Genomic DNA, 12,159 nt, shown 5'->3' with positions numbered 1-12,159 from the left:
GGCAAATTTTTACAAAACTTTCCCTTGTCATCGATGGCGAGCATTGTTAGCTTCCTTTAGGGATCGACGAAAGTCGTTGACCTGTTCCCGCGCCGCGCTCCCGCCAGAGCCCTGCGACGGCGCAGCCATCCCTCCAGGAGGCGTATCCCCGTGCGTCCACAAGCCCTTCGGCGTGCCCTGACGGCCTCGGCGGCACTCGCCTTGCTCGTCAGCGCCGTCCAGCTGAGCGCCATACCCGGCGCGAGCGCCGCGGTGGCCGATCCCGCCGCCACCGTCAACACGCTCATCGGATCCGCCAACTCCGGTGAGACCTTCCCCGGGGCCGACACGCCCTTCGGCATGGTGCAGTGGAGCCCCGAGAACACGCGCGGCGACCAGACCCGCACCCCGCAGCCGGGCGGCTACGACTACAACGTCACCCGCACGCGCGGGTTCAGCCTCACCCACATGTCGGGCACGGGCTGCACCGGTGGATCCGGGGACATTCCATTCCTGCCGTACCCCGGCACGGTGAGCTCGTCGCCCTCCTCGGACAACACCGACGCGACGTACGCGAGCGGCTTCCAGCACGCGAACGAGACCGGCACCGCGGGGTACTACCGCGTCGGCCTGGACTCCGGCGTCAACGTCGAGCTGTCGGCCACCACCCGCACGGGCGCGGGCCGGTTCACGTATCCGACCGGCAAGACCGCCTCCCTGCTGGTGCGCACCTCGAACTCCGAGGTCGGCTCCAGCGCCGCGACGACCACGGTGGACAGCGCCAACCGGGTCATCAGCGGGTCGGTCACGAGCGGCAACTTCTGCGGCTACATCAACACCGAGGACCGGCGCAGCTACTACACGCTGTACTTCTACGCCGCCTTCGACAAGCCCTTCGCGAGCACGGGCACCTGGCAGGACGGCACGCTGTCGCCCGGGTCCACGAGCTCGAGCGGCGGCACCACCTACGGCACCGCCGGCTGGCCGCCCGCGGGCAAGGGCTCCGGCGCGTACGTCTCCTTCGACACCAGCTCCGGCCAGGCGGTCGGCGTCCGGGTCGGCATCTCCTACGTCAGCGCGGCCAACGCCAAGGCCAACCTCGACGCCGAGAACCCGGCCGGCACGACGTTCGACACCGTGCGGACCCGGGCCCACGACGCCTGGAACGCGGAGCTGAACCGGGTCGCCATCACCGGCGGCACGAGCGCGCAGCAGACCACGTTCTACACCGCGCTGTACCACTCCCTGCTGCACCCCAACGTGTTCAGCGACACCAACGGCCAGTACCGCGGGATGGACCAGGCCGTGCACACGGTCTCGGGGGCCCAGCACGCGCAGTACGCGAACTTCTCCGGCTGGGACGTCTACCGCGACCAGGTCCAGCTCGTCACGCTCCTGCGGCCGGACATCGGCGCGGACATCGCCCAGTCGCTGCTCAACCAGGCGAACCAGAACAACGGCGTCTGGGACCGCTGGACGCACAACCAGGGCGGCACGCACGTGATGACCGGCGACCCTGGCCACGCGGCCGTGGCGAGCATCTACGCCTTCGGCGGCACCACGTTCGACGCCGCGGGCGCGCTCAGCTCGATGGTCCACGCCGCGACGACCGTGACCGCCGCGGACCTGAGCCGCACCGGCTGGAACGTCATGGTGGTCGGCGAGCGGCCGTCGCTGGACAAGTACCTGTCGATCGGCTACGTGCCGTCCGACGGCAACGCGTGGGGCGGTGCGGGGGAAACCCTCGAGGACGTCTCCGCCGACTTCGGCATCGCGCAGCTGGCCGGGCGCCTCGGCGACAGCGGCAACGCCGCGACCTTCCTCGGCCGCGCGCAGAACTGGAAGAACGTGTTCAACCCCGCGACCGGCTACATCCAGCAGCGCAACTCGTCCGGGGCCTGGCAGTCGTTCGACCCGGCGAGCTCGGACGGGTTCGCGGAGGGCAGCGCGGCGCAGTACACCTGGATGGTCCCCTTCAACGTGAACGGCCTGTTCGCCAAGATGGGCGGTGCGGGCTCGGCCGCGTCGCGCCTGGACTCGTTCTTCCACAACAGCGACGGCAGCTGGGCGCTGTCCAACGCCGGCGGCACCAAGTCGGACCTGAGCAACGAGCCGTCGATCGGCACGCCGTGGCTCTACGACTTCGCCGGCCAGCCGTACAAGACGCAGCAGACCGTCCGCCAGGTCGTGAACACGCTGTGGTCCAGCGCCCCGGGCGGCATTCCGGGCCAGGACGACCTCGGCGCGATGTCGTCGTGGTACGTCTTCGCGGCCATGGGCGTCTACCCGCTCACCCCCGGCCGCGGCGAGCTGCTGCTGGGCAGCCCGCTGTTCAGCCAGGTCGCGATCCACCGCGGCAACGGCGCCACCATCACCATCAACGGCACCGGCGCCGCCACGAACGCGCCCTACATCCAGAGCGCGAAGCTCAACGGGGCGACGACCACCAAGCCGTGGCTGCCGGAGAGCCTGCTCGCGGCCGGCGGTACCGTCGACCTGACCCTCGGCACGACCGCGAACACCTCGTGGGGCAGCGCCGCCGCGGACGCGCCGCCGTCGTCCGACTCCGCCCCGCCCGCGTCGGCGAACCTGGCGCTGAACAAGCCCGCCACCGCGGACTCGTCCTGCAACGCCAACGAGGGCCCGGCCAAGGCCGACAACGGCAGCGTCTCGGGCGGCACCAGCGACAAGTGGTGCTCGACGAGCGCCTCGAAGTGGTGGCGGGTCGACCTCGGCGCCGCGGCCACGGTCAGGACGATCACCATCCGGCACGCCGGGGCCGGCGGGGAGTCGACGTCGTGGAACACCAAGGACTACGACGTGCAGGCGTCCAACGACGGCACCACGTGGACGACGATCGTGTCGGCCCGCGGGAACACCGCCAGCGTCACGAACCACGCGGTGAACGTCTCGGCGCGGTACCTCAGGCTCAACGTCGTCACCGCGGAGCAGTCCGGAACCGGCGGCGCCGCGCGAATCTACGAGTTCGAGGCGTACAGCTGACGACCGTGTGATGACCGGCCCGTCATGGCATGAATTCGCGCCATTGACGGGCCGGTTTGCCGTCCAGCACGATTCCCCGCATGGCGGTATCCAGGGATGACGATTCATTCCCCGGTGGAATGAAAACCGAGGCGGTGGCCGGGCGGCTGCGGGACCTCGTGGCGTCCGGGGCGGTGCCGGTCGGCGGCCGGCTGCCCACCGAGCCGGAGCTCGCCGCGCGGTTCGGCGTCGGGCTCAACACCGTGCGCCGGGCCGTCGGGCGGCTGGTCGCCGAGGGCGTCGTCGTGCGCCGGCAGGGCTCCGGCACCTACGTCGTCGGCGTGCCCGCCCTCGCGCGGCGCACCGTCGGGGTGCTGGTGCCGTCGACGTCGTACTACTACCCGAAGGTCATCGAGGGCATCGAGCGCGCCCTCACCGCGGCCCGCGCCGGGGTCATGCTCGCCTCCTCCGAGGGCCGGCCCGACCTGGAGCGCAGCCAGATCCACCGCCTGCTCGACGCGGGGGTCGAGGGGCTGCTGCTCGTGCCCGCGCTGCACGTCATGGACGACCCGCAGGGGTACGCCGACGAGCTGCGCCGCCTTCCCGTGCCCTACGTGCTCGTCGAGCGCCGCCCGCCCGCGCCCGAGCCCGACGACCCCTCGTCGTACGTCACCACCCACCACGTCGGCGGGGTGCACACGGCGATGCGGTACCTCGCCGGCCTCGGCCACACCCGCATCGGCTTCCTGGGCCGGGTCCGCACCGGCAACTCGGCCGCGGTCGCCGACGGCTTCGGGCTCGCCGCCGCCGCGCTCGGCCTCGACGTCGTGCCCGGGTCCGTGGTGCGGCACGAGGAGTGGACGGCCGAGCAGATCGCCGCGTACGCCGTGCACTGCCGCGACGCCGGAGTCACCGCGGTGTTCTGCCACGGCGACCGCGACGCCGCCGGCCTGCGCCACGCGGCCCGCAAGGCCGGCCTGCGCGTGCCCGAGGACCTCTCCCTCGTCGCCTACGACGACGACGTCGCCGAGCTCGTCGACCCGCCGTTGACCGCCGTCGCCCCGCCCAAGGCCGAGGTGGGCGCGCTCGCCGCCGAGCTGCTGCTGCGCATCCTCGCCGACCCGGCCACGCCGGCCCACCGGGTCGAGCTGCAGCCCCGGCTCACGGTCCGCGGCTCGTGCGCGCCCGCGCGCCGGACCGAGCGGGTGCCAGCATGAGACTGGGCATCATCGGTACCGGCATCGTCGCCGCCGAGCACCTCGAGGCCGCCCGCGCCGTCGCGGGCGTGCGGGTGACCGCCGTGTGCGACATCCGCGCCGACTCGACCCGGGCGATAGCCGCCGCGGCGGGCGCGGCCGCCTACGCCGACCACCGCGCCATGCTGGCCCGCGAGCGCCTCGACGCGGTCGTCGTCACCGCCCCGCACGCCCTGCACGCGCGGCTCACCCTCGACGCGGCCGCCGCGGGCGTGCACGTGCTCGTCGAGAAGCCGATGGCCACGACCGTCGCCGACTGCACCGCGATGATCGAGGCGTGCGCGGCCGCGGGCGTCGTCCTCGCCGTCGGGCACGTGGTCCGCTTCGATCCCGTCGCCCACCGGGCCGCGGAGGCGCTGCGCTCGGGCACGGTCGGCGACGTGCTCGCGATCAGCCACCGCCGCACCTCCCACTACCGCCGCGGGTCGCGCCCCGGCTGGTTCTTCGACCCGGCGATGGCCGGCGGCGGGATCGTCATGAACGTCGGCATCCACGGCCTCGACCGCATTCAGTGGCTCGGCGGCGGCTCGGTCGTCGCCGCGACCGGGCGCGTGTGGCGCCGCGACGGGCACGCCGTCGAGACCGACGCCATGGGCACCGTCGAGCTCGACAGCGGCGTGCCGGCGAGCTTCCTGCTCACCAGCGCCGTGCCCGCGTACCTCGACGAGACCGTCGTGGTGTGCGAGCGGGGCTCGCTGCGCTGGTCGGCGGCCGACGGCGCCGTCCTGAGCCGCGACGACGGCACCGAGACGCCGCTCGCGACAGGCCCGGCCGGACCGGCGGCCGCGTTCGCCGCGCAGCTGGCCGACTTCGCCGCCGCGTGCCGGGACCGGCGCGCACCGGCGGTCGGCGGCGACTACGGCCGCGGCGTCGTCGAGACCGTCCACGCCATCTACGCCGCCGCCGGCAGCCTGGCATGAACCCGGGCGTGCGTGTCCGACCGGCCGCGCGTGCCGACGCCGCCGCGATCTACCGGCTGTGCGCGGCCGTCGACGCCACCGGCGCCGCCGCACCGCCCCGCTACCACCGCCCCGAGCTGCCCGGCCACCTCTATGCGGGCCCCTACCTGGCCGCCTCCCCCGGCCTGACGTTCGTCGCCGACGTCGACGGCGTCGCCGGCTATGTCGCCGCCGTCGCCGACACGGCCCGCTTCGCCGACTGGGCCGAGCGGTGCTGGTGGCCGAGGCTTCGGCGGCGGTACCCCCTGACGCCCGACCCGCACGACGGCACCCGCGACCACGCGCTCGTCGCCGCCATCCACGCCGGGTCCGGCCCCCGCCGGCCATGGCACGACAGCCATCCGGCGCACCTGCACATCAAGGTCGCCGCCCGGGCCCAGGGCCGGGGGTGCGGCCGCCGGCTCATGGGCACCGTCCTCGGGGCGCTCCACCGCCGTGGCGTCCCCGGCGTCCATCTCGGGGTGGCCGAGGCGAACCGGAAGGCCGTCACCTTCTACTTCGCGCTCGGCTTCACCGAGGCCCACCGTCATCCGTGGGGACGAACGCTCGTCCTCGACCTCCCCGAATGGAGGCAAACGTGCGCAACCTGGTGAGGATCGCCCTCGTCACCGCCCTGCTGCTGCTCCTCGGCGCCACCGTGGCCGGCTCGCCCGCGTCCGCCGCCGTGAACCTGCGGTACAACACCTTCGAACGCCCCGCCCGGGGCAGCGCCTACACGCTCGCGAACTGGGCCCAGGACGGCTGGAGCGCGCCCTGGGACCTCGGGATGAGCAACCGCACGTGGATCGACGGCTACAACTTCAACCACTCCGGCGGGCAGTCGCTGCGGGTGTTCTACCCGAAGGGCAAGATCGGCCCCGAGGACTCCGGCGCCCAGGCCCCGTTCACGCTCAGCCCCGGACGCGAGTACTACCAGTCGTACTGGGTCCGCTTCAGCAGCGACTTCAGCTGGGGCACGACCGAGTTCGCGGGCAAGGTCGGCCTTGGGCTGGCCGGCGGCGCGTCCTGCTCCGGCGGCCAGGTCTGCGACGGGTACAACGGCTTCAGCTCGCGCATGATCTGGCGCAGCGGCGGCAAGGCGGCCATCTACTACTACGACATGGACCACTCGGACACCTACGGCGACTTCCTCGACCTCAAGCGCGCCGACGGCTCGCTGATCTACTATCCGCGCGGCTCCTGGGTCAACCTGGTGCAGCGGCTGAAGGTCAACACCGTCACGAACGGCAACGCCAACCGCGACGGCGAGATCGACATCTGGTTCAACGGCGCCGCGTCGGGCAGCATCCGCAACCTGCGCTTCGTGCGCAACGCCGACGTGGTGGACAAGGCCTACTTCTCCTCGTTCGCGGGCGGCGGCACGACCGCGTTCGCGCCCGCCAACGACTCGTGGATCTGGTACGACGACCTGAAGGTGTCCACCGTGCGCGCCGACATCTGCGAGCTCGCCGCGGGCGGCTGCCACACCCGCTCCTTCGAGGCCGAGGCGTACAACGCGATGCAGGGCGTCACGACGAAGACGACCCCGGACACCGGCGGCGGCAAGGCGGTGTCGTTCGACACCGGCGACTGGATCGCCATGCAGAACGTGACGATCCCGAAGGCAGCGCGCTACCTGGTCGAGTACCGCGTGGCGACGACGGGCGCCGGCTCGAAGCTGTCGCTGGACATCAACGAGGGCGCGACGCCCCTGGGCGACCGCGCGCTGCCCAGCACCGGCGGGCTGGGCCAGTACCAGACGGTGTCGCTGGAGGTGAACCTGCCGGCCGGCACCCATCAGCTCGGCCTGTACGCCGCCGCCGGCGGCTTCGACCTGAACTGGTGCAAAATCACCCAGATCGCCTGAGTTCCGGCCGTGCCGATCGGCCGGGACGTGATCGCTCTCTCAGTCACCAGTTGATGAGGCTGACCTAACCTATTCGCGTGGCGGAGCATTCGTACGGCGAGAGCGGCTGGGCGGGGACCGGAGACGGACGGCGGCTGCACTACATGACCCGCGGCGAGGGCGACACGACCGTCGTGTTCGCCTCCGGCATGGGCCTGTCGCGCTCCGTCTGGGGCCTGGTGCAGCCGCTCGTCGCCGCCCGGACCCGTGCCGTGGTCTACGACCGGGCCGGCACCGGGCGCAGCGACGACGACCCCGAGCCGCTCACGCTCGGCCGGATGGCGGCGGACCTCGACGCGCTGCTGCGGGCGCTCGGCGACGGCCCGTTCGTCCTCGTCGGGCACAGCTGGGGCGGCCCGCTCGTGCGCGCCGCGGCCGCGGCCGAGCCGGACCGCGTCCGCGGGCTCGTGCTGGTCGACCCGACGGACGAGCAATGCGAGCTGTACTTCGCCAAGGCCGCCCGCTACCGCTTCGCGCTCACGTGCCGGCTCGTCGCGGCGATGGCGCGCACGGGGCTGTACCGTCCGATGGCCGCGCGGCCGGGGATGGTCCAGCCGTCGGATGTGGCGGCCGAGCACCGGGCCGAGGACTTCACGGTGCGCGCGGCGCGGACGATGTCGGCCGAGCTCAAGTGCCTGCTCGAGGATCTCGGGCAGCTGCGGGCCGAGCCGCCGCGCCTGGGCGACCTGCCGGTGACCGTCATCTCCGGCACGGCCCCGGCCCGGTTCGACCGCGGGGTGCGGGCAGCGGTGACGGACGCCCACCGCCGCACGGCCGACGCCCTGCCGAACGGGCGGCTGGTCCCGGCCGAGGCGTCGGGGCACCTGGTCATGTTCACCGAGCCGGAGCTCATCGCCGCCGAGGCCCTGCGCCTGGTTTAGCTAGGCTGCTTCCTGGGCCGCTTCCCGGGTGGAGGCCGACGCGTCGAGGCGGTACCTGCGCTGGAGCACGATCGCGGCGAGCATCAGCGCCGCCGGCACGGCGCCGAAGCCGAGCCGGATCCAGGTGACGGCCGAGTCCGGCTGGGCCGCCGCGTCCGCGCCCGCGACGAAGCCGCCCAGGGCCAGGCAGGCGGCGTACACGTACGGCCCGAGCGCCCCGCCGAGCGAGTCCGCCGCGGTCCACACGCCCGTGTAGCTGCCCGCGCTCTCCGGGCGCCCCGAGGCGGCCACGACGTCGGGCAGCATCGAGAACGGCAGCAGCTGCAGCGCGGCGAACGCGACCCCGAGCACGGCCACCGCGGCCACGAGCGCCGCCACGCCCGCGGCCGCGCCGGCCGCGAGCACGAGGCACCCGGCCACGAAGACGGCCTGGGCGAGCAGCAGGCCGCGCTGCTTGCCCCAGCGGCGCGCGACCGCGACCCAGGCCGGCGTCGCGAGCAGGGCCGGGGCCAGGAACGCGGCGACGAGGACGGTGGTGAGCTTCGGGCGGCCCAGCTCGTACTCGCTGTAGTAGGGCACCGCGGCGAGCACCAGGTGCGAGGTGGTCGACATGGCCAGGTAGGAGCCGGCGAGCAGGCGGAACTGGCGGTCCCGCAGCGCCACGAGCAGCGCGGGGCCGGACCGCGGGCGCTCCAGCGGGGCCGTGGCGGCCAGTCGGCCCACGCCCGCGACGCCGGTCAGCATCGCGGCGAGCATCAGCCCGCCGAGCACGAGGGCCATGGTGGCGTAGCCGGCCCGGGTCGGGTCCTCGCGCCCGGCGAGCAGCGGCGCGGCGAGACCGCTGGCGAGGATGCCGACGGTCAGCACCACCATGCGGAAGCCCATGAGCCGGGTGCGCTCGTGGTAGCCGATCGCGAGGTCGGCCGGGGTGGCCAGGTAGGGCACCTGGTACGCGGCGAACAGCAGGTTGCCCGCGACGAAGGCCACCGCGACCCAGCCGGCCGCGGCGGGGCCGGAGAGCCCGGCCGGCACCGCGAACAGCGCCGCGAACGGCAGGACCAGCGCGCAGCCGGCCAGCAGCAGGCGGCGCCGGCTGCCGTGGCGGGCCAGGCCGGCGTCGGAGACGGTGCCCACCCACGGGTGCAGCACCACGTCGGCGATCTTCGGCACGAGCAGGGCGGTGCCGGCCAGCAGCGGGGCGACGGCGAGGACGTCGGTGAGGAAGTACAGCAGCAAGAGCCCCGGCACCGTGACCCAGATGCCCATGCCGAAGGAGCCGGTCGCGAACGCGGCGAGGCCGCCTCGGGGTAGCCGCGTGCCGTCCATCCCGCCCCCAGGTAATCCAACGGTTGATGGATACTAGGCGACGATGGAGCCTCAGCACACCCCCCGCCGCGGACCGGGCCGCCCCCGGCGGGACGAGCGCGCCGCCACCCGCGAGTCGATCCTGCGGGTGGCGGTGGGCCTGTTCGCCCGGCACGGGTTCGCCGCGGTGAGCCTGCGCCAGGTCGCCGAGGCCGCCGGCGTCGACGTCGCCACCGTGCACCACCACGCCGGCGGGAAGGCGGCGCTGTACGAGGCCTGCTTCGGGCTCGTGCACGACGCCGAGCGGGCCGCGCTCGGCCCGGTGCTGGCCGACGCGCGCCTGGCGCTGCCGGGCGGGGCCGACGCCGTGCTGCCGGTGCTGCACCGCCTGGTCGACACGTTCGTGGACTTCCTGGAGGCGCACCCGGAGAACACCGGGCTGTGGCTGCGGCGCTGGCTCGACCCGGCCGGGCACGAGGGGCTCGACGAGCGCTATTCGGCGCCGCTGTACGCCCAGGTCGCCGACCTGCTCACGGCGGCCGACGCGGCCGGCGTCCTGCACGAGCCCGACCCGCACACGGCGGTGCGCAGCCTCATCTGGGCCCTGCACGCGCACGCCGTGCACGTGCTGCACGAGGGCCCGGACCCGGACCGGCAGCGCGCGGCCCGCACCTTCGCGCATCGATGGCTGCGGCGGATGTACGGCACGGCTTGACCGCCGTCGACGTCTCGGCGCATTATCCATCACGTGTTGGATAAACCGGTCGTCGTCATCGGCGCGGGCCCGGCCGGCCTGGCCACGGTGAAGGCGCTGCGCGACCGGCACGTCCCCGTCGTGTGCCTCGACGCCGGCGAGCGCCCCGGCGGCCTGTGGGTGTTCGGCGCCCCCGGCTCGTCGGCCTACCGCACGCTGCACCTCAACACCAGCCGCACCCGCACCGAGTTCGCGGACTTCCCGATGCCCGCCGACTGGCCCGACTACCCCGACCACGAGCACATCGCCGACTACCTCGCCGCCTACACCGACGCGTTCGGCCTGGCCGAGGACATCCGCCACGGCGAGACCGTGACCGCGGTGACCCGGGCCGCCGACGGCTCCTGGACCGTCTCCACCGCGACCGGGACCCGGCAGACCCCGGCCGTCGTCGTCGCCACCGGCCACAACGCGGTGCCCCGGCTGCCCGAGCCGATGTACCCGGGCCGATTCGGCGGCGAGTCCATGCACAGCCACGACTACCGCGGGCCGGAGCAGCTCGCCGGGCGCCGGACGCTCGTGGTCGGCGGCGGGAACTCGGCCATGGACATCGCCGTCGACGCCTCGCACGTGGCCGTCTCGACCCTGCTGTCGCTGCGCCGCGGGGTCTGGATCGTGCCGAAGTACCTGCTCGGCCGGCCCGCCGACACCCTCAACGGCGCGCTCGCCCGGCGGCTGCCGTGGCGGCTGCGGCAGCGGGTCAGCGAGCGGCTGCTGCGGCTCGCGGTCGGGCCGCCACAGCGCTACGGGCTGCCGGCGCCGTCGCACGGATTTCTGCAGGACCACCCGACCCTGTCCGACGGCCTGCTCCCCCGGATCACACACGGGGAGATCGGCGTTCGGCCCGGCATCGAGCGCCTCGACGGCGACGCGGTGTGCTTCGCCGACGGCCGCCGCGACCCCGTGGACCTCATCGTGTGGTGCACCGGCTACCGTGTCGACCTGCCGTTCCTCGACGCCGCCCTGCTGGGCCCGGGGGCCGACCGGCTGCCGCTGTACCGCCGGATCTTCCACCTCGACGCGCCGGGCCTGTTCTTCGTGGGCCTCATGCAGTCCACCGGCGCCGCCCTGCCCGTGGTCGAGGCGCAGGCCCGGCTGGTCGGCGCGTTCCTGGCCGGGCAGTATGCGCTCCCGCCGGCGGCCGTGCAGCGCGCGGACTGCGACCGGCACCTGCGGGCGGCGACGGAGCGCTGGGGTTCGCGGCGGCCCGCCATGCGCGTCGACTTCGACGTGTACCTCGCCGAGGCCGCCGCCGAGCTGCGGCGCCGATCCACGGAAGGTGACGTGCGATGGCGCTGACGCTGCACGGCCGCCGGGTGCTGATCACGGGCGCCTCCGGCACGTTCGGCCGGGCCCTCACCGAACGGCTGCTGGCCTCGGGCGCGCAGGTCGTCGGCCTGGACCTCGTGCCCTCCATCACGAGCCCGGCCCCGATGCTGCGCTGCGACCTGACCTCCGACACCGAGGTGCCGCCGGCCGTCGAGCACGCCGTGGACCTCCTCGGCGGCCTGGACCTGCTCATCAACAACGCGGGCGTGGGCGGCCCGGCCCCGGCCGAGCTGCCCCCGGGCGCGGAGGTCCGCCGCCAGCTGGAGGTGAACCTGCTCGCCGCCTGGCGCACGACCGCCGCCGCGATCCCGGCCCTGGAGCGCACCCGCGGCCGGGTCGTGTTCGTGGCGAGCCGGATGGCCGTGCTGCCGCTGCCCCTGGCCGCCGCCTACGGCGTGAGCAAGCGCGCCCTGGCCGCCTACGCCGACGCCCTGCGCCTCGAGGTCGGCTCGCACATCGGCGTGAGCGTGGTGTACCCGAGCATGGTCGCGTCCCCGATCCACGAGGCGACGGCGCAGGCCGGCCTGTCCCTGGAGGGCGTCTCGCGCCACGAGCCGGTCGAGGGCGTCGTGGCCGCGATCCTGCACGCCGCCGCCGCCAGGCGCCCGCCCCGCGACGTGGCCACGACCCCGCGCGGCCGCGTCGAGATGGCGATCGCCCGGCACTTGCCGTCGCTGGCCGCCGCGATGGTCACCCGCACCGTGCGGGCCCGCCTGGCCGCCGGGGACCTCGACGCCGCCGAGCTGGCGTCCGGCATGCGCCGCCGCGCGCGCTGACGCCGGACCTGGCGACGCGCCACCGTCCGCGGCCTGCCGCCATGGTGTCGGGC

10 protein-coding genes are annotated in these 12,159 nt (G+C 74.2%); 9 read left to right on the top strand and 1 reads right to left on the bottom strand.

Annotated elements, in window-relative coordinates:
- Positions 1-150 precede the first annotated feature (150 nt).
- From ABT369_RS33210 to ABT369_RS33185, 6 genes are all read left to right on the top strand, one after another.
- Positions 151-2,982 (top strand): GH92 family glycosyl hydrolase, encoded by a 2,832-nt coding sequence (locus tag ABT369_RS33210; RefSeq protein ID WP_350617879.1) that lies wholly within the window; start codon positions 151-153, stop codon positions 2,980-2,982.
- Positions 2,983-3,101: 119 nt separating this feature from the next.
- Positions 3,102-4,178, top strand: a complete 1,077-nt coding sequence (locus ABT369_RS33205) for a GntR family transcriptional regulator (RefSeq protein WP_350617878.1) — start codon at positions 3,102-3,104, stop codon at positions 4,176-4,178.
- A complete protein-coding gene (locus tag ABT369_RS33200; RefSeq protein WP_350617877.1) occupies positions 4,175-5,137 on the top strand; it encodes a Gfo/Idh/MocA family protein in 963 nt (320 codons plus the stop codon). The genes ABT369_RS33205 and ABT369_RS33200 overlap by 4 nt, the downstream gene beginning before the upstream one ends.
- Positions 5,138-5,145: 8 nt before the next feature.
- On the top strand, positions 5,146-5,769 hold the full coding sequence (locus ABT369_RS33195; protein WP_350617876.1) for a GNAT family N-acetyltransferase: 624 nt from the start codon (positions 5,146-5,148) through the stop codon (positions 5,767-5,769).
- Entirely contained in the window at positions 5,754-7,022 is a 1,269-nt protein-coding gene (locus ABT369_RS33190) for a carbohydrate-binding protein (RefSeq protein ID WP_350617875.1), read from the top strand. The genes ABT369_RS33195 and ABT369_RS33190 overlap by 16 nt, the downstream gene beginning before the upstream one ends.
- 77 nt (positions 7,023-7,099) lie before the next feature.
- Positions 7,100-7,942, top strand: coding sequence for an alpha/beta fold hydrolase (locus ABT369_RS33185; protein WP_350617874.1), 843 nt, complete (start codon positions 7,100-7,102; stop codon positions 7,940-7,942).
- Here ABT369_RS33185 and ABT369_RS33180 read toward each other — a convergent pair whose 3' ends face one another.
- Complete coding sequence (locus ABT369_RS33180) at positions 7,943-9,268, bottom strand: MFS transporter (protein ID WP_350617873.1); 1,326 nt, start codon at positions 9,266-9,268, stop codon at positions 7,943-7,945. It lies immediately after the preceding gene.
- A gap of 43 nt (positions 9,269-9,311) precedes the next feature.
- Here ABT369_RS33180 and ABT369_RS33175 point away from each other — a divergent pair, with 43 nt between their 5' ends.
- From ABT369_RS33175 to ABT369_RS33165, 3 genes are read left to right on the top strand one after another with little or no spacing between them, the layout of a single operon-like run.
- Positions 9,312-9,962, top strand: a complete 651-nt coding sequence (locus ABT369_RS33175) for a TetR/AcrR family transcriptional regulator (protein ID WP_350617872.1) — start codon at positions 9,312-9,314, stop codon at positions 9,960-9,962.
- Positions 9,963-9,995: 33 nt separating this feature from the next.
- A complete protein-coding gene (locus ABT369_RS33170; protein ID WP_350617871.1) occupies positions 9,996-11,300 on the top strand; it encodes a flavin-containing monooxygenase in 1,305 nt (434 codons plus the stop codon).
- Positions 11,291-12,106: an SDR family NAD(P)-dependent oxidoreductase gene (locus ABT369_RS33165; protein ID WP_350617870.1), complete on the top strand. Its 816-nt coding sequence runs from the start codon at positions 11,291-11,293 to the stop codon at positions 12,104-12,106. The genes ABT369_RS33170 and ABT369_RS33165 overlap by 10 nt, the downstream gene beginning before the upstream one ends.
- Positions 12,107-12,159 lie beyond the last annotated feature (53 nt).

Source organism: Dactylosporangium sp. NPDC000244 (assembly GCF_040300725.1).
In the GTDB taxonomy this organism is placed as follows: domain Bacteria; phylum Actinomycetota; class Actinomycetes; order Mycobacteriales; family Micromonosporaceae; genus Dactylosporangium.
This window is presented reverse-complemented; position numbering and strand designations above follow the sequence as displayed.